The sequence below is a fragment of the uncultured Eudoraea sp. genome, from assembly GCF_947258925.1.
In the GTDB taxonomy this organism is placed as follows: Bacteria; Bacteroidota; Bacteroidia; order Flavobacteriales; family Flavobacteriaceae; genus Eudoraea.
Window position 1 is genome coordinate 33,307 of record NZ_CAMYKG010000005.1, and the last position, 17,600, is coordinate 50,906.

The 17,600-nt window shown below is 37.3% G+C and carries 17 protein-coding genes; 5 read left to right on the forward strand and 12 right to left on the reverse strand.

Annotated features, from left to right (window positions below; translation table 11 throughout):
• Positions 1–168 precede the first annotated feature (168 nt).
• Positions 169–1,440: a replication-associated recombination protein A gene (locus Q0X77_RS02720; protein WP_297792646.1), complete on the forward strand. Its 1,272-nt coding sequence runs from the start codon at positions 169–171 to the stop codon at positions 1,438–1,440.
• Here the strand turns inward: Q0X77_RS02720 and Q0X77_RS02725 are convergent.
• The 6 genes from Q0X77_RS02725 to radC form a co-directional block, all read right to left on the reverse strand.
• Positions 1,437–2,294, reverse strand: a complete 858-nt coding sequence (locus Q0X77_RS02725) for a hypothetical protein (protein WP_297792648.1) — start codon at positions 2,292–2,294, stop codon at positions 1,437–1,439. The two genes, Q0X77_RS02720 and Q0X77_RS02725, sit on opposite strands and share 4 nt — an antisense overlap.
• A gap of 12 nt (positions 2,295–2,306) precedes the next feature.
• Positions 2,307–3,743 (reverse strand): DUF5723 family protein, encoded by a 1,437-nt coding sequence (locus Q0X77_RS02730; protein ID WP_297792650.1) that lies wholly within the window; start codon positions 3,741–3,743, stop codon positions 2,307–2,309.
• Positions 3,740–4,288, reverse strand: coding sequence for a hypothetical protein (locus Q0X77_RS02735; protein WP_297792651.1), 549 nt, complete (start codon positions 4,286–4,288; stop codon positions 3,740–3,742). The genes Q0X77_RS02730 and Q0X77_RS02735 overlap by 4 nt, the downstream gene beginning before the upstream one ends.
• Positions 4,289–4,376: 88 nt before the next feature.
• Positions 4,377–5,066, reverse strand: a complete 690-nt coding sequence (locus Q0X77_RS02740; protein ID WP_297792653.1) for a YjjG family noncanonical pyrimidine nucleotidase — start codon at positions 5,064–5,066, stop codon at positions 4,377–4,379.
• A complete protein-coding gene (locus Q0X77_RS02745) occupies positions 5,059–6,354 on the reverse strand; it encodes a polysaccharide deacetylase family protein (RefSeq protein WP_297792654.1) in 1,296 nt (431 codons plus the stop codon). Before Q0X77_RS02745 ends, Q0X77_RS02740 begins: the two co-directional genes overlap by 8 nt.
• Positions 6,355–6,356: 2 nt before the next feature.
• Complete coding sequence (radC, locus tag Q0X77_RS02750; protein ID WP_297792655.1) at positions 6,357–7,055, reverse strand: DNA repair protein RadC; 699 nt, start codon at positions 7,053–7,055, stop codon at positions 6,357–6,359.
• Between the two features lie 66 nt (positions 7,056–7,121).
• Between radC and Q0X77_RS02755 the strand changes: the two genes are divergently transcribed.
• A complete protein-coding gene (locus tag Q0X77_RS02755; RefSeq protein WP_297792656.1) occupies positions 7,122–7,565 on the forward strand; it encodes a DUF1569 domain-containing protein in 444 nt (147 codons plus the stop codon).
• A 27-nt stretch (positions 7,566–7,592) separates the two neighbouring features.
• On the opposite strand, the gene Q0X77_RS02760 is transcribed toward Q0X77_RS02755, so the two are convergent.
• Positions 7,593–8,954, reverse strand: coding sequence for a Mur ligase family protein (locus tag Q0X77_RS02760; RefSeq protein WP_297792657.1), 1,362 nt, complete (start codon positions 8,952–8,954; stop codon positions 7,593–7,595).
• A 104-nt stretch (positions 8,955–9,058) separates the two neighbouring features.
• Here Q0X77_RS02760 and Q0X77_RS02765 point away from each other — a divergent pair, with 104 nt between their 5' ends.
• Genes Q0X77_RS02765 through Q0X77_RS02775 form a run of 3 tightly spaced genes read left to right on the forward strand, consistent with a single transcriptional unit; the run spans position 9,059 to position 11,008 of the window.
• A complete protein-coding gene (locus tag Q0X77_RS02765) occupies positions 9,059–9,886 on the forward strand; it encodes a class I SAM-dependent methyltransferase (protein ID WP_297792675.1) in 828 nt (275 codons plus the stop codon).
• A gap of 10 nt (positions 9,887–9,896) precedes the next feature.
• The gene (locus Q0X77_RS02770) at positions 9,897–10,214 is read left to right on the forward strand and encodes a cupin domain-containing protein (RefSeq protein WP_297792678.1); all 318 of its coding nucleotides are present in this window, start codon (positions 9,897–9,899) and stop codon (positions 10,212–10,214) included.
• Positions 10,215–10,222: 8 nt separating this feature from the next.
• Positions 10,223–11,008: an SDR family oxidoreductase gene (locus Q0X77_RS02775; protein ID WP_297792681.1), complete on the forward strand. Its 786-nt coding sequence runs from the start codon at positions 10,223–10,225 to the stop codon at positions 11,006–11,008.
• 32 nt (positions 11,009–11,040) lie between these two features.
• On the opposite strand, the gene Q0X77_RS02780 is transcribed toward Q0X77_RS02775, so the two are convergent.
• The 5 genes from Q0X77_RS02780 to Q0X77_RS02800 all read right to left on the reverse strand — a co-directional run bounded on the left by Q0X77_RS02780 (position 11,041) and on the right by Q0X77_RS02800 (position 17,468).
• A complete protein-coding gene (locus Q0X77_RS02780; RefSeq protein WP_297792684.1) occupies positions 11,041–11,916 on the reverse strand; it encodes a tetratricopeptide repeat protein in 876 nt (291 codons plus the stop codon).
• Between the two features lie 229 nt (positions 11,917–12,145).
• Positions 12,146–14,458 (reverse strand): S9 family peptidase, encoded by a 2,313-nt coding sequence (locus Q0X77_RS02785; RefSeq protein WP_297792687.1) that lies wholly within the window; start codon positions 14,456–14,458, stop codon positions 12,146–12,148.
• Between the two features lie 244 nt (positions 14,459–14,702).
• A complete protein-coding gene (locus Q0X77_RS02790) occupies positions 14,703–15,242 on the reverse strand; it encodes a DUF4136 domain-containing protein (RefSeq protein WP_297792690.1) in 540 nt (179 codons plus the stop codon).
• A 46-nt stretch (positions 15,243–15,288) separates the two neighbouring features.
• Positions 15,289–16,290, reverse strand: coding sequence for a GTPase ObgE (obgE, locus tag Q0X77_RS02795; RefSeq protein ID WP_297792693.1), 1,002 nt, complete (start codon positions 16,288–16,290; stop codon positions 15,289–15,291).
• Positions 16,291–16,349: 59 nt separating this feature from the next.
• Complete coding sequence (locus tag Q0X77_RS02800) at positions 16,350–17,468, reverse strand: adenylate kinase (protein WP_297792696.1); 1,119 nt, start codon at positions 17,466–17,468, stop codon at positions 16,350–16,352.
• Positions 17,469–17,600: the final 132 nt, after the last annotated feature.

The window sequence follows — 17,600 nt, forward strand, 5'->3', positions numbered from 1 at the left end:
CAAAACATGATAAATTGTCATAATATTGTTTAATACAATTAATTTCTGATAAGCATTTAAAAAAGGCTATTATCAATTGGAACCGCAGATTTAACTTTGTTGTTTTAACCGTTTTCCTATTGATTGGGTTATCAAACAAGGTTAAAACGTATTTATTACATTTATCATATGAATGAACCCCTGGCAGAGCGGGTTAGGCCTAAAACCCTTGCAGAGTACATTAGTCAGCACCATTTAGTAGGTGCGGATGGATCACTAACATCCCAAATAAAGAATGGCGTAATTCCTTCCCTGATTCTATGGGGTCCGCCCGGTACAGGTAAGACAACCCTGGCCAATATTATTGCCAATGAAAGTCAGCGTCCATTTTATACCCTAAGTGCAATAAACAGCGGGGTTAAGGATATAAGGGAAATTATAGACAAAGCAAAACAAAGTGGTGGGTTGTTCACTTCCAAAAATCCAATTCTGTTTATTGATGAAATCCATCGTTTTAGTAAATCACAGCAGGACTCTTTATTAGGAGCTGTGGAGAAAGGTTGGGTTACCTTAATTGGGGCCACCACAGAAAATCCCAGTTTTGAAGTAATTCCGGCCCTTTTGTCTCGTTGCCAGGTTTATATATTACATTCTTTTGGGAAAAAGGACCTCGAGGCCTTATTGCAAAGAGCAATGAATGAAGATTCGATAATAAAATCGAAAAATATTGAGTTGCGGGAAACAGAAGCTTTATTAAGACTTTCAGGCGGTGATGGCAGAAAATTATTAAACATATTCGAACTCGTGGTCACATCTGAAGATAAAGAAGAAGTTGTAATCACCGATGCGCTGGTCATGCATAAGGTCCAGAAAAACACGGTATTATACGACAAAACCGGTGAACAACATTACGATATCATATCGGCTTTAATAAAATCGATACGGGGAAGTGATCCCAATGGTGCTGTCTATTGGCTGGCCAGAATGATAGAAGGAGGGGAAGATGTAAAATTTATCGCCAGACGTTTGCTGATCTCGGCATCCGAGGACATAGGTTTAGCAAATCCTACGGCTTTGGTTATTGCTAATTCTACTTTTCAGGCAGTTAGCAGTATTGGGTATCCGGAAGCTCAGATTCTTCTAAGTCAGTGTACCATTTACCTTGCTACCTCACCAAAGAGTAATGCAAGTTATATGGCAATAAAAAAGGCCCGGGCATCAATTCAGGATACAGGGGATTTATCTGTTCCACTCCATTTGAGGAATGCTCCAACCAAATTAATGAAAGACTTAGGTTACGGCGAAGACTATAAATACGCCCATGACTATGAGGGTAATTTTACCGATCTGGAATTTTTACCTGACGAATTAAAGGGGACATCTTTTTATATCCCCGGTAAGAATAAAAGAGAGCTGGCTCTTAAAGAATTTCTGGATAAAAGATGGAAGGATAAATACTAAAATTTAATAGCCAGTTCTTCGATTTGCAATTTATCTGCAATGTAATATTCAAAATACCATTTCGAATTTTTAGAATAAACCAAACCTTTTATTTCGCCATTTACACCTATGTAGATATCAGGTAATGAAGTATTGTAAACCTTTAGTCTTATTTTTGGCGTACTATCCACCAATTGATACCCATTTGGTATTTCCTGGGCATACCAAACTTCGGGACTTCCCATTGTCGGAACCGTACTAACTTGAGATGCAGCTGCTGCAGCGACCGTTGCACTACCTTTAGTTACAACTTCTGAATTTGACTCACTGGTATTTATCTTTGGAGGCCCAATATCCTTTTTCTCTTCTGCAGCTTTCACTGCTTTAGGTTCTTTAACTTCTTCCTTTAGGACAACGGGTGTGGATTTGACCGTGCTCCGGGTAGCTGGAGGTTTATAGCTATAAGAAACATTATTAAAGGAATTGAAGGCATAACTTATGGCCTCTTTGTAACCTAAGGTGTAGTCCTTTGATTTACTTTTTCCTTCTGCCGTAACAAATACATCTTTATCGTTACAGTCTTTTAAAGTCAACGAAGCGATTGTAGCAAACATGGTCGACTTATGGTTTAATTGAACTAAAAGACCCAGACATCTGTTTGAATTTAAATCTTGAGGTAAATTATCGTCATAGACAACATCAAATCCTTTTTGCTGAAAAAGGTATTTTATCAGGGTACTGGTTTTATACTGGTTCTCATATTTAAAACCTACAAAGTTTTTAGGTACAATTATATATTTATATTTATTGAGCTGTGCCTGTAAACTATATGAAAATGCAAATATTATAAGAAGGCAATAAATTTTATTTTTCATGTACATCAAATATCAATTTCCGTCCCAAGATATGATATTTAATCCTAACTGAAAAGAGGCCAAATTGCTGTCGGCAATATTACCGTAAGACAAGATATTGTCTGCCATGATATAAAAATTGACAGGTCCTGCCTGGAGGCTCATACCCAAACCTATGTTTGATGCCGTAAATTTATCTACAGTATAGGTCGCTTTTAGGGCAAGGACATCACCAAAGCGCCTCTGATAAAATGCGGTAAATGCAAATTGTGGTCCCCGCGGCCTGTTTATAGCATATAACTGTCCTCCAACACTGTTTAAATAGTAAAGGTTTCTAAAGTCACTATCATTTTGGTAATCGCAGTCACAAGATTGCTTGGGTTCACCTTGCTTTCCAAAATTATAACGTATGGAGGAGTAAAATTTAATTGGCCTTAAAGTCACATAATTTTTATCGTTCTCCTCAAAAGGTATTAACTCTTCAATTTCATCTACCAGCTCCTGCCAGAAATCGGCATTTGGATCACTTAAGGCATCCGGTAAAATGATTTCAACACCTTCAAGAGAAGCATTTCCTTTAAGCGTATAATTCAAGACATCTGAAGTATGGTATAACAAACCAATATCCAAAAGGCTTCCCGTTAGCACCAACTGTTCATTGAGGTTATAAGTAACTCCCACATCAAAGCCAAGACCGGGATCACCTCCAAAAAAACCTCTTTTCGTAAATAAGCCCGATAACGACTCACCGTTATCATTAGCATTTATAAGGGCATCAAGGCCTGAAGATCTAAATCTTACATCTGCATCCAGAGTACTTCGCAACAAATTGTTCTGTCCTTCCGATGTTACAAAATAGCCCTTATTACCAGTTGAATTAATATCTAAAATTCCGGAATACAGTTTGATTCGGGCACCTACAGTGAGATTGTTTTTCAGCTGTCTGTTAATCCCGAAATGCAATACATTTATAACTTGTCCACTGGCATTGAGATCATTGAGATCAAACCTTTGATCCAATCTGTCCGCATTACCTTCATAGGCCAAAATTGCAAGGTCTTCCGGCCAATAATTCTGTGCATAACCTTCAACATACATGCCAAATGAATAAAAATTAGAAGGGTCTTTTCTTCCTCGGAAACCTCCATTTAATATATCAATCTGAAATATTCCATTGACCTCATCACGCTTGCTTAAGGCATATAGTGCACGATCTCTTACTTTTTGATTAATATCAAGGCCATCAGCTGCGAAAATATCGTTTACTGTTAGTCCACTGGTTGCACCCTGCGCATATATCCCTGATATTAATGGTACGCCTGCATACCAGTTGTAAGAAGCATTCATACCGGGATTGAGTAATAACGCCTGAGGGATTTCAATGAAATCGTATAACACTTCTTTATTTTGACCATGGAGAGTCATATACCCCCAAAAGAGCATTATATAAAGTATCAGCAGGTTTTTCATTTTAACCGAAGCCTGAATTTAGCGCTGGACCTTAAATAGACTGAAGGGTTGGGTAAGGAAGATACACTGGTGTTGTCACCCAAATTTATGGCACTTACCCTGATAGCGGAGGTATTTCTAATTATATCGAGACTTCTTCCGGCGGGTCCATAGGCAATTTCCCGTTGTATTATTGCAGTTGGTGCTGCATTAACAATAAAATTTTCAGAATCCAATGAATTTCCTGCGTCATCTAAAAATTCAAAAGTGATATCCAGAGGTTTACTTGTTGTATTTTCTACTTCATAGGTAACAATTCCATCTAAGATATTATCAGCAAAAAATTCCTCGCTAAATGCATCGAAATTGAATGTTTGGGAATAAAAATTAGTCCCGGTTACCTGATTAATAATGCGCTCGGGTGCTTCAATATAGAGAAGACTGGCTTCTGCAGTTGGTATAACATCAAGATTGTCCAGCTGATCAAAATCCTGCTTTTCCGCACAGGAACTTACGATTGCCAAATACAAAAGAAGAGTAAAAAGATATTTTGGGATATATTTCATTGCTTATACCAGTTTTAAATTGCCTGATTATTTAATATAACCACCTAAATAGGTATTTGCCTCCTATATTATTCTCCCCTATATAACTCTATAAATAGTTTTTTATTTCACGTAAATCATGAATCATTATACAATGCTCATGTTTGGGGTCATTGTGTGCATTAAAATGCATCGCGTGGAATCCTACAGCCTTTGCGCCTAATATGTCTGCTTCAATGCTGTCGCCGACCATGAGCGACTTGCTGGCATCTACTTTGGCTTTTTGAAGAGCAAGTTCAAAAATCTCCGGATTTGGTTTCTTAACACCCGCCATTTCAGAATTAATCACCTGATCAAAATAATTGAATATATTGGCGTTGACAAGCTTCCGGGTCTGCACTTCTTCAAAACCGTTTGTTATGATATGCAGTTTATATTTCGGTTTTAAATAGTCCAGGATTTCAACTGCATTAGGTAATAGGTGGTTGTACGTTGCCAGCTTTAAAATATACTCCGTTGATATATTATTTATTTCTTCATCTCCTATATGGTATTGTATGGCATCAAATGTTGTTTTAAGCCTTTGATATCGCAATTCGGGTTTCTTGATTTTATCTTCACGGTATAATTTCCAATATGCAAGATTTACCGGGACATATACTTCCAAAAATTTAGAGAGATTCACTTCAATTTCGAGTTCATCAAATAATTTTTGGAATGTGAGGGCCGAATTCATTTCAAAATCCCATAAAGTATGGTCCAGGTCAAAAAATATATCCGAAATATTTTGGTTATCCATGATAATTCTGAATTACTTTACTATATAAACTTAACCAATTTATTGCCTGATCACCACCTAATAATTCATTAGAGAAAATAGTTACAAAGTGGCCATTAACCTTTTTAACCTCATCATAGTAGACACCAATCTTCTCAAGTGCTTCATCCTCAGAATCGACATGGAGCAAGGCATAATCATGAATGGCAAAGGGGTGAATTATAATAGACTGCTGTTCTTCCATTGCAATATCATAAAAATAGTATGGTGTGCATGTACCTGCCCTAAATCCCATTTCATGCGTATAACCCATGGTATAATCATCGGTGAATTCGGCTTCTACCAGGTTTCTGTACGTATAGGGAATATCTACCCTGTTATATCTCATTCGTGAATAATTAACGGGCCGGTTGATAACATTGGCCAACCTTCTCTTCTCTTCTTTTAACAATTCAATATTCCTAAACGAACTATACGAAGCTGCCAAAGACACTATACTATAATCTGCCACAGATTTAATGAGGTATTTAAAGTTGTTATTTTCCGGAGATACATTTTTATCATAAGTTGAATATTCAGCGAACTGGAAAAAGAACATATTCTTAAATTGATACTGCTTCTGAATCTCAATCAATTTTGCAAAGTTATTATAGGGGTCCTTTTTGATATTAAGCCATACCGAAGTCCTTTCCAGGACACGTTTAAATTTAAAAGTACCTATATCTAATAACAGTCCGGCTATGCTTCTTATTGGTCCTCTGTGCGCATAACAGTGAGATGAGGTTACATCAACAATGGAAGTAAATTGAAACTTTCGTTCTTTAAGTATCATATCAGGAAAACGCTCCTTAAGCTTAGCCAGAAATTGATAAGCCCAGATATCAATAACAGGTAATCGCAAAAAGTTGTGTTTGAGGGCCAGACTTTCCGATGGTGGAAATCTGCCATGCGTATCTTTTAAATAAGGCAAATACTCTTCATACCTCGTCATCAGATAAAAACTTGCAGAGAAAATATCATATGGAATAGCGCTGGGACCGCTAGTTCTAAAAAAACAAGGAGTTCCTTCCCAGTTTTCAACATTAATCTCCATATCACTTATACCGTGGATAAATAACAGATCACTACTCCTTACAAAAAACTCGTTTTGCAAAGGATGCTTGCTATAAGTGATCTTGGGTCCTGTATGTTTGATAAAATCCTCAACTTTTGTCGTAAAAATGATATCTATCCCTAAAATCCTGGTAAAAACCTGCCTCATGGTATAACTGAAACGGGAGGTAATCTTATGGGTATATATCAATAGCATAATTATATCAAATTATTATCAGCAAAGCTATAATATTCATTTTGACCAATAATCACATGGTCCAGCACCCTGATATCCATAGAATCGCAGGCCTTTTTAAGTTTGTAAGTAATCTTTTTATCCGCCTCACTTGGTTTAAGCGTCCCTGAAGGGTGATTATGTACCAGAATTAGAGCAACGGCCCCCAGTTCCAGGGCTTGTTTCATAACTAAACGAACATCAACCAGGGTGCCTGTTATTCCGCCCTTGCTTAATTGCGCCTTATGAATGACCTTATTTGAATTATTCAGATAAATGATCCAGAATTCCTCATGAGGAAGATCTGCCAATATAGGAAGTAACAGATTAAAAACAGCCTGACTGCCTGAGATTTGTGGCAATGTTAAACTAGCCTCTTTATGCCTCCTCCGACCTATTTCCAAAGCAGCCGCTATAGCCACAGCTTTGGCTTCTCCGATACCTTTAAACTTCATTAATTGTTTCACGGACACCTTACCTAATTCGTTTAAATTATGATTGTATGTGCCTAAAATTCTTTTAGATAGCGCAACCGCTGTTTCATCTTTTGTACCAGAACCAATCAATATGGCCAATAGTTCGGCATTTGAAAGTACGGAGCGCCCTTTATGCAACAGTTTTTCCCTTGGTTTGTCATCGTCAGACCAATTCTTTATAGAAAAAGAGGTAGTTTTTTGTTGCATGGCCTAAAGATAATCAACTAAAAAAATTATTGTAAATTTCAATCATAAAATCCTGATCAAGATCTTATGAAATCCATTTTTGACGAAGCTACATTTCATGAAGTTGAAGAACGGTTCAGCAAATTAAGCCCGGATTCAGAACCTCTATGGGGTAAAATGAGTGCGGGACAAATGCTATGGCATTGCCAGGTTTTCGTTAAAGACGCAATAAAGAATAAAAAATATACTAAAAAGGGAAATCCAATTCTTCGTTGGTTTTTTAAAAAATCTATGTACAGCGATAAGCCCTGGAGAAAAAATCTACCTACAACAGCTTTTGCCAAAGCTAAGGAAGAAAAGGAATTTGAATCGGAATATAACAGATTACGGGAATCAATTAAAGAACTATATAGCCTAAGAGATAGAAAAAACTGGAATCCACACCCGATTTTTGGTGACTTTACACCTGAGCAATGGGGTAAACTGGAATACAAGCATTTGGATCACCATCTCAGACAATTTGGCGTTTAGTAGTCCAAACTGATAGACCTCCCAAGGTCAATTCGTCCCGATCATATCAACTACTTCTTTCAAATTAAGACCGCCATAGTTACCAGAACTCATAAATAGAATTATACTGCTGGTAATATCCTGCTCAAAAAGAAACTCTTTGAAATCACTACTATTTGTGAAAATATGAATGCCCTTTTGATCAAAAGCCTCCTCAATCTGTTCTTTCGTAATCTCGTTTAATCCCTTTATTTTGACCGATTCAGGAATATAAAATACCGCAGACACATCCGCTTCTTTTAAAGCCCCTCTGTATTCCTTCAAAAATTCGGCATTAAGACTGCTATAGGTATGCAATTCCAAACAGGCAATCAGTTTTCGATCCGGGTATTGTTCCTTTACCGCCTTTGTAGTTGCAGCAACTTTACTTGGCGAATGTGCATAATCCTTGTAGATAATTGTTTTGTCTTTCTCACCAATCTTTTCCAGTCGTTTGGAAGCACCTTTAAAAGTAGCAATAGCCTCATAAAAACCCTCCTCATCCACGCCCATATTCTGGCAAATCCACTTGGCGCCGGCCAGATTGCTCAGATTATGCCGTCCAAAAATTTCCAAAGGCATAGGGCCCTCATTTGTTTCTAAAAAAGTTTGTCCTTTTTCAACAAAAAACCCGGGCGTAGCATAGGGAAATTTTCGTATTGAATTTGTTGAAGCTTCCACAATTTCCTTTACACTTGGATCTTCTTCATTATAAGTAATGCTTCCTCCTTTTACTATACTATCCACAAAAATCCTAAATTGTTCCAGATAATTCTCAAATGTGGGAAAAACGTTAACATGATCCCATGCTATTCCGCTGAGCAATGCAATATTGGGCTTATAAAGGTGAAACTTTGGACGTCTATCAATTGGAGAGGAAAGGTATTCATCTCCCTCTAATACTATAAAATCATTTTCATCGGTAAGATGCACCATACGGTCAAAACCTTCTAATTGGGCCCCAACCATATAATCTACCGGTTTCCCATGATAATTCATTACATGAAGGATCATAGAGGTAATTGTTGTCTTACCATGACTACCTCCAATAACTACCCGTGTTTTGTATTTAGATTGTTCATACAAAAATTCAGGATACGAGTAGATCTTTAGTCCAAGTTGTTGGGCCTTTACCAATTCAGGATTATCCGGCTTGGCATGCATTCCAAGGATAATGGCATCTAAAGAAGCAACTATTTTATCGGGAAACCACCCAAATTCAGAAGGCAGGATTCCCTGATCTGCCAATCGGCTTTTTGAAGGTTCAAATATTACATCATCACTACCTGTAATAGTATATCCTTTCTGATGCAGAGCAAGAGCCAGATTATGCATGGCGCTCCCCCCTATTGCTATAAAATGAATTTGCATTCTACCTTTTTGTAAGACCCAAAGATAGGCATTGAAAAGTGTCTAACAAATCAATATTTCCCTCATAATCTTGCTATCTTAGTAAGATCGTTTAGTACCAGACATTGAGCACTAAAATAAACATACATGAAACGGCCTTTGTTACCGCATCATTCAGAATGAGTGATGTAGCTTTAAGCAAAGACAGGTATGCATATCTGTGGACCAGGAGCAGTATTGAGGCTCATGCTAATCGCTACAGCACTGCTGTTTCCTCTTATGAACCCTATGCGCACTGCTTACGCAATCGCTATTTTTATGATACCCTGAACAATCTCATTACTCACAATAACATAGAAGTTCTCATCAATTTTGGATGTGGATTCAGCATGTATCCCTTTTTGTTAGAAAATTCGCTTCACTATATTGAAATAGACAAACCGGATGTGGTGTCACACAAAAAGGAAATGACAACCAAATGGGAAATTGCGGGGGAATTACCCCATAGGAATATCAGTTATGTGGAAGCTGATTTTAACCGGAAATCCCAGGATAAACTTTACAAAAAGGTTTTAGCCCTAAAAAATGGTAGAAAATCCTTTATTCTGCTGGAAGGTGTCCTCTTTTTTTTGGGCAGGGAAGATATGGAAAGGCTATTCAAACTCTTCAGCAAACTTCAGGGGCCCGGTGAATATTTAGCCAGTGTTTCTTTTATTCCCCAATTGGAAAAGCAATTGGTTTTTAAAAGCCTTATCGAATATGTGGAAGGTAATCTTGAAAAAAATGAGCGATTTCAATATCAAACGGTTCCTGATGATTTTTATTCATCACTGGAAGGTTATAAATTACTGGACCATCAGGATACGTTAAGCCTTTCAGCCTTATATATGCCCAATCGCGATATACCCGAAGAGGAAGTCCTTAACGAACATATGTACCTATTAAAAAAATAATTTATTTACTATGAATGTAGCTTTATCAGACATCAAAACCAAAGAATTCATACCAGGGTTCCATGGTAAAATGATCCATAGCGAGACCATGACACTAGCTTTCTGGGAGGTGGAAAAGGGCGCCATGGTGCCGGAACATTCTCATATTAACGAACAGATAATGCATGTATTGGAAGGAGAATTTGAGTTTAAGGTTGGAGGAGTTTCCAATATTTACAGATCCGGAGAATTGGCAATTATTCCTCCAAATATTCCTCACAGCGGCAAAGCACTTACGGCTTGTAAGCTTATGGATGTTTTTAGTCCGGTAAGGGAGGCATATAAATAGTTATTCCTATGCAAATTAATTTAAAAGGTAAAAAGGCCCTGGTTGGTGGTAGTAGTCGGGGTATTGGTAAAGCAATTGCAGAACAGCTGGCAGAAAGTGGTGCAAGCGTCACACTTATGGCCAGGAGTGAAGATCAATTGAAATCAATTACGGCCCGACTTAAACCTGCAGACGGACCGCCTCATGACTATTTGGTCGTGGATTTTTCTGATTTTGATTCTTATAAAAAATTGATTTCTAAATATTTTGAAACCCATAAAGTGGACATCCTCGTAAATAACACGCAAGGGCCTTCTGCCGGCAGCGCATTAGAAAAGGAGGTATCTGACTATCAAATGGCTTTTGACCTCTTGTTTAAATCTATTGTTTATACCACGCAACTTGCTATAAAACACATGAAGCAAAATAAATGGGGGCGAATTATTAATGTGGCTTCAATCTCTGTAAAGGAACCTCTCAGTTATTTGGCGCTTTCAAATACTATTCGTGCTGCAGTGGTAACCTGGGCAAAATCGCTGGCTAATGAGGTAGCTTCAGATAATATTACGGTAAACAGTATTCTAACAGGATATTTTGACACAGAGCGGATCGCAGATTTGAATAAGAAGAAATCGGAACAAATGGGTATCCCATTAGACAAAGTTCGCCAGGCCATGGAAGATCAGGTACCAATGAAACGTATTGGAAATCCTAAGGAATATGGATACTTGGTTTCTTTTCTGGCATCGGATAAAGCTTCTTATATAACGGGAACGAATATTCCCATTGATGGGGGGCTCTTAAAATCACTTTAATGAAAATGACCTTTTAGTTTATGCATAAAAATTTATCCTTTTAAGCCTTGAATTAATTGTTTTTCCTCCTGTGCCCTTTTAAAATCAGCTCGTTCTTGCAGTGTCTTGTTTATCCAAAATAAAGACTTCTGTTTATTTCCTTTTTTCCTGTACAAAAGCGCCATTCGATAAAAAGCCCACTCTAAAGGCACACCATCCTTAATAGAAAAGTTAGCTATATATCGGGTCATATATTCAATTCCTTTGTCTAACTGTACACCATAGTCACTGCATACCTTACCCAGCTGATAATTCAATTGATTTCTTTTAAATTCCTTATCCTCCCTTACCAAAGCCAGGGCTTGAAAATAACTTGATTTAGCCTTGACCGGTTCATCGTCATATTCATATACATAACCCATAGCAAAATAACCGTCAATAGGTGAACTATTTTTGAGCTCTGCAGCCAATTCGTACGCCTTACTATAGCTTCCACCAACAATTCCCGGCAATGAAACATAGAGATCAATAAGCGCCCAGTGGGCTCCGGTATGATTTGGGTCGAGATCCAGGGTTTTATTAAAACTGGATTTTATACGTCCCAAAAGGGTAAGTCCGATAAAAGGATTGCTGTTTTGAGCTTTTTTGGCCAAAACACCCCCATATTTAAAAAAATAGTTTGGATCATCTTTAACCAGGGAGGTAAGTCTTTTATACGTCTCGATAGCTTTATCCCATTCTTGCTGATATGCATAAGATTCACCTAATTTGTCCAATAAAATAGCGCTAGAATACAGGTTTGGCTGTTGTAATAACAATTCAATGGAATGCTCGTAATTCCCGCTAGCCATTGAATTTGATATATCGGTAGAAACTGTTTGGGCATTTACACAAACAGAGGTGAGTAAAATAAAAATAATATGTCTCAAGCCAGATACTTTTCTTATCCTAATATGTCGTAAACGAAATTGATTCCTTAAAAATTATTGGAGATTGAAATTTCTTTATAATTCAGTGGCCCTTAAATTATTTACACAGAGAAAGGCATCAAAAATTCAAAAAAACGAAAAAAGGCAGAATGGATAGGGGCCGGAAAAAAGAAAAGGAACCATTTGGTTCCTTTTCCATCAAAGTTAAATTATATCTGTTAAATATTGATTAGTCCTTAAGAGGCTGTTCAATTTCTTTCTGGCCAAGATGCGTTGCATAAAAGCCCATCATAGCTTTATAAAGGTGTATTGAATTTTCTTCTTTGGCATAACCATGACCTTCATCGTATTTTACCATATATGGCACATCATATCCTTTAGACCTAAGAGCACTGACTATCTGATCTGATTCATCTATATTAACCCTTGGATCATTGGCTCCCTGAACTACAAATAGCGGTTTTTTAATACGGTCAATTTGATAAACGGGTGACACTTCTTCCATTATGATTTTTTCTTCCGGGTCATCCTCATCATACCAAATTTCTTTAATAATTTTCAGATAAGGTTTCCAATATGGAGGAATTGTTTTCATAAATGTAAATAAGTTGGATACACCCACATAATCCACACCACAAGCGTATAAATCCGGTGTTTTGGTCAAACCTCTTAATACGGCATAACCACCATGACTGCCACCGTAAATAGCAACTCTATCCTTATCTACCCATCCCTCATCAATTACATACTGCAAACCATCTTCTACGTCATCCATTGCTTTTCTTCCAATTTGCTTAAATCCAGATTCCAGGAACTCCTTTCCGTATCCACCAGATATCCTAAAATTTACCTGAAGCGTTGCATAACCCCTGCTTGCAAATAATTGTGCTTCCGGATTGAAACCCCATGAATCACGAATGCCTTGAGGGCCTCCATGCGGATTGACAATCAGAGGTACTTTCTGACCATTTAATGCTGCTTGTGGTAGTGTGATATAACCATGCAACCTAATACCATCCCTGCTTTGGAACGTGATTGGTCGCATTTCTGCCATATCCTTTTCTTTAAGTTGTGGCATTAAATTATACAGCTCTCTAAATTCATTTTTGTTTACATCATACGAATAATACACTCCGTACAATTTGTCACTGGATACAAAAATCAAATAACTGGATTCATCATCTGTAAAATCTGCAATGCTGTACTGTTTCCCTGTGAATTGTTTTTCAATTTTGGCATGTAATTTTTTGTAATAGTCACTTACAGGAACAATAACTTGCTTCTCCCCCTCATACTGAAAATAGTCTATTTCCCAATTTCTCTTTCTGGAAGTAGCCATATCAGCAACATCATATTTATCATTGCTGTATAGTTTTTTGATTAATTTATCTTCTTGAAGATCATAAAGTATAATTTCTGACTTATCACTATCCAAATTACTAATCATATATGCATCATGTGGATTATCCGTGGCATAATTAAATTGTAAAATACCAAAAGCATCTTTCCAGTTTAAGCTTCTGAAAAGCTCGAATTTACCATCCTCTGATGCATAATAGATATCCTGTTCAACGCCATCCCTAATCTTGGTAAATGCCTTTAAATTGCCATCTTTATCAAAATTATAACCGGCTATGGGATTAGCAGGGTCTTCATTGGTATAAAGTTGTTTTAATTCCCCGTTAACCACATTGACCTTGTAGGGCTCGAATACCTGTGGATTATTTTTATTCATTTGAACAATAATGTGGTCCTTATCATCTTTCAATAAATCAGAGAATTGTGCTCTTACCCCATCATAAGGTGTTAAATCTTTAAGGTTGGATCCATCAAGATTGACAGCATATACGTGATAATTTTCATCACCTCCCTTATCCATTAAATAGACCATTCGCTCATTGTTAACCCAGCCATAGCCTCTGACCAACTCTTCTTTTTCTTCGATTGCCCTTGTTATTTTACCTGTTGCAGTTTCTTTTACATATATGTGTCTTTTACCATTGTCATCCTTCTCGCGGTAAGACATATACTTTCCATCTGGCGAAAATCTAAAGGTAGAAGCCTTGGGTTTTGCAAAATAATCTTCAACGGTATATCTGTAATCACCAATATCCATTGCTGCCAACTTATCTAACTCTTCATCGGAACTTACGAGCGAAGGGTTCCCGGGAATAGTTTTAACCGTTTTTTCCAGGAGTAAAGGAAGTTCCATTTCACCTTGATAGAAAACACCATTCATCTTTTCTCCTTCAATCATTCCTACATACTTAATTCCGGCTTGTTTGAAAACAATGGTTAACTCATTTTCTGAGACAGAAGTCTCATCCATTTGGATGTCTGTTGCCCCTTGCGATGGACTGTCCATTGTGGATGTATAGTTACCATCTGTTTCAGTTACATTGAATATCAATGGCATTTCTGTCCCCTGGATGGAAAGATTCCCTTTCCAGGAGCCAACGGCATCCTGGGCATAAATGCCCAATGATAAAAAAAACAGGGATATTGAAATGATGGGATTCAAATTTTTGAGTATTAATTTCATTGTAATTAAAATTTTAAGTTAGTACATGACATCAATGTGCAACTTCACACTTTCAATAAGTATTAGATAAGTCGTTTTTGTTACACTAAAAGATGCTAAATTGTCGATTAAAAATATAATAGTGTTGAAAATTGGAAATCCAATTAGTGTTCTATGGTAAGATTTCAGAAGTACAAGGGTCTTTATGCTAGAGTTATAATGGTAAAACGAGGATAAAATTCATGTATCAATCCATTATTTCAGCCTACTTTTTTTTGGTGTTCTTTGGTACCGGTGGATATTTTGAAAATACTTTGGCAACAATTTCATAAAGCTTCCTTTCTCTGGTATTTGGCGAATTATTCTCACTAAAATTACTAAGACTTACAGCCTGCCAGATCAAGGCATCCTTTTGGCTATCCACCAGATCAAATATTAATTCACGTTCGAGGTTTGCGCCCCCTATGGGAACCCCAATTGAAACACCTCCACCCACATTACCTCCTGTACCCCCTATGCCAACACCTACTGTACTGTTATTTGGTTTTACATATGAACTACTTTGAATATTGATATAAAAATCCGGTTCTTCAGCTAATAATATCCCACGCAATTGCATCGTTGAATCAATTGCATTATAGAGCCTTTTTGAATCCAAATCAGTCAACCCGGTTTGTATTTCAGGATAGTAATTATAGGTGCTGTAATCAGCAAAATTCACAGATTTGTCATAGTCATAGTTCACACGCACCGAACTGCAGGAAAAGGCGCATATAACAACCAAAAAGATCATTATATATTTCATAGACAATTTTATATAAAATTAAGAAAGAAGTTGAGATATTCAGGTTTTAATCGTTCAAAAGCAACCAAAGCTGATCTTTTAGCTCATTAAGCCCTAACTCCGAAACAGACGAAATAAACAAATAAGGTGTGTCTAATAAGTCCTTATCCAATTCTACTTTCATTTCCCTGATTAGCTCATCATCAAGCATATCCGATTTAGAAATGGCCACCAATCTGTTTTTATCAAGCAGTTCAGGATTATACCTTTTTAGTTCATTTAACAAAATTTGATACTCCTGGCTAATATCATTGCTATCTGCCGGTATTAAAAATAACAGAATAGAATTTCGCTCTATATGTCGCAAAAAATAATGTCCCAATCCTTTGCCTTCGGCAGCTCCTTCAATTATCCCGGGGATATCTGCCATAACGAAACTCTTATAATCACGATATTTTACAATCCCTAAATTTGGCTTAAGGGTGGTAAATTCGTAGTCAGCAATCTTCGGTTTCGCAGATGTTATTACCGATAATAATGTAGATTTTCCGGCATTGGGAAAGCCTACTAACCCAACATCTGCCAAAACCTTCAATTCTAATGTCAATTGCTTCTCCTCACCTGGAATTCCGGGTTGTGCATATCTGGGTGTTTGGTTTGTGGGAGATTTAAAGTGCCAATTACCTCGTCCCCCTTTCCCTCCTTCTGCAGCAATTACTTCTTCTCCATGTTCCGTAATTTCAAAAAGAACCTTATTCGTTGAAGAATCCCTTACAACCGTGCCCAATGGTACTTCCAAAAATATATCTTGTCCGTCAGCACCGGTACTTCTATTTTTACTGCCGTGTTCCCCATGTCCGGCTTTAAAGTGACGCTTGTATTTATATCCCAGGAGTGTCCATAGATTTTGATTACCACGTACAATGATATGGCCACCTCTACCACCATCTCCTCCATCGGGGCCCCCTTTTGGTACATATTTCTCTCTATGTAAATGCATGGAACCTTTTCCTCCATTACCAGAAGAAACCTGCATCTTAACATAGTCCACAAAATTCCCTTCGGTCATAGTTCAAAGTTCCCTTTAAAAAAGTAAAAGTATGTTTTGGTTTAGATTGTAAAGCTCAATCAACCTTCTACCTGCAGCGTGTTTATTACGCTCCCAAGGCGTTCTGTAATCTCGTCTATTGCACCTATCCCATTTACGCTATGGAATTTACCCTGAGAGTGATAATAATCTTTCAGAGGAGCTGTTTTTTGATTGTACTCTTCAAAACGATTCCTGATTTTGTCCTCATCCTGATCATCTGTCCTTCCGCTTATTTTACCGCGCTCCAATAAGCGCTGAACAAGTTCTTCATCATTGGCTTCAAGCGCGATAGTGGCATCAATTTGCATATCCTTAGAATCCATTAGGTTATCCAAGGCCTGGGCCTGCGCAACGGTTCTGGGAAAGCCATCAAAAATAAATCCATTGGCTTCCGGGTGCTTCTCAACTTCATCTCTCAACATCTTAATCGTCACTTCATCAGGAACAAGATCTCCTTTATCCATATAGGTTTGCGCCAATCTGCCAAGTTCGGTTTTGTTTTTAATATTATATCTAAAAACATCTCCGGTAGAGATATGCTTTAAATTGTATTGATCCTTTAAAAATGCTGCTTGTGTTCCTTTACCAGCGCCAGGTTTTCCAAAAAGTACAAGATTAATCATATGGTATTGGTGTAATTGGTGTATATCTCTCAAATTCCTTCCCAGCTCTTTATAATCCAATCCATAACCCACTATGAACTTATTTGGTATTTCTATACCAATATAGTCTATGGGATATTCTCCATTATATATTTCATGTTTATAAAAGAGACTGGCAATTTTAAACTCCTTAACATTGGTTTTAGAAAACAAATGAACCAATTCCTGTAAAGTCCTCCCTGTGTCTATAATGTCCTCTACAATAATAACTCGTCTCCCTTCCAGGTTTTCTGGAAGATCCAGCAGTGTTTCTACAATTCCCGTGGATATCAGTCCCCGGTATGAAGCTAATTTTACAAATGAAACCTCACATGGATAGGGATATTGTTTCAATAGATCGGAGATAAACATAAAGGCCCCATTCAGAACTCCCACAAAAATTGGTACTTCATCCTTGTAGTCCTTAGCGATATCATCTGCAATTCTCTTAACGGCAAGCTGAATTTCTTCCTCTTTAAGAAATGGCTTAAACATTTTGTCATGCAGCTTTATCACTGGTAATTGTTTTTATAGGATGGCAAAGATAGTATTTTGCTTTCTCTTTTTTGGGCTTAGGACAACAGATTCTAACATTTAGATGTATTTTTGTAGCCAGCAAAATCAGTCTTTAGCACTTAAAAAAAGCAT

Excerpts from the sequence above, each read along its gene's own strand:
- Q0X77_RS02720 (WP_297792646.1), top strand. The coding sequence starts at position 169 with ATGAATGAACCCCTGGCAGAGCGGGTTAGGCCTAAAACCCTTGCAGAG.
- Q0X77_RS02725 (WP_297792648.1), bottom strand. The coding sequence starts at position 2,294 with ATGAAAAATAAAATTTATTGCCTTCTTATAATATTTGCATTTTCATAT.
- Q0X77_RS02730 (WP_297792650.1), bottom strand. The coding sequence starts at position 3,743 with ATGAAAAACCTGCTGATACTTTATATAATGCTCTTTTGGGGGTATATG.
- Q0X77_RS02735 (WP_297792651.1), bottom strand. The coding sequence starts at position 4,288 with ATGAAATATATCCCAAAATATCTTTTTACTCTTCTTTTGTATTTGGCA.
- Q0X77_RS02740 (WP_297792653.1), bottom strand. The coding sequence starts at position 5,066 with ATGGATAACCAAAATATTTCGGATATATTTTTTGACCTGGACCATACT.
- Q0X77_RS02745 (WP_297792654.1), bottom strand. The coding sequence starts at position 6,354 with ATGCTATTGATATATACCCATAAGATTACCTCCCGTTTCAGTTATACC.
- radC (WP_297792655.1), bottom strand. The coding sequence starts at position 7,055 with ATGCAACAAAAAACTACCTCTTTTTCTATAAAGAATTGGTCTGACGAT.
- Q0X77_RS02755 (WP_297792656.1), top strand. The coding sequence starts at position 7,122 with ATGAAATCCATTTTTGACGAAGCTACATTTCATGAAGTTGAAGAACGG.
- Q0X77_RS02760 (WP_297792657.1), bottom strand. The coding sequence starts at position 8,954 with ATGCAAATTCATTTTATAGCAATAGGGGGGAGCGCCATGCATAATCTG.
- Q0X77_RS02770 (WP_297792678.1), top strand. The coding sequence starts at position 9,897 with ATGAATGTAGCTTTATCAGACATCAAAACCAAAGAATTCATACCAGGG.
- Q0X77_RS02775 (WP_297792681.1), top strand. The coding sequence starts at position 10,223 with ATGCAAATTAATTTAAAAGGTAAAAAGGCCCTGGTTGGTGGTAGTAGT.
- Q0X77_RS02785 (WP_297792687.1), bottom strand. The coding sequence starts at position 14,458 with ATGAAATTAATACTCAAAAATTTGAATCCCATCATTTCAATATCCCTG.
- Q0X77_RS02790 (WP_297792690.1), bottom strand. The coding sequence starts at position 15,242 with ATGAAATATATAATGATCTTTTTGGTTGTTATATGCGCCTTTTCCTGC.
- obgE (WP_297792693.1), bottom strand. The coding sequence starts at position 16,290 with ATGACCGAAGGGAATTTTGTGGACTATGTTAAGATGCAGGTTTCTTCT.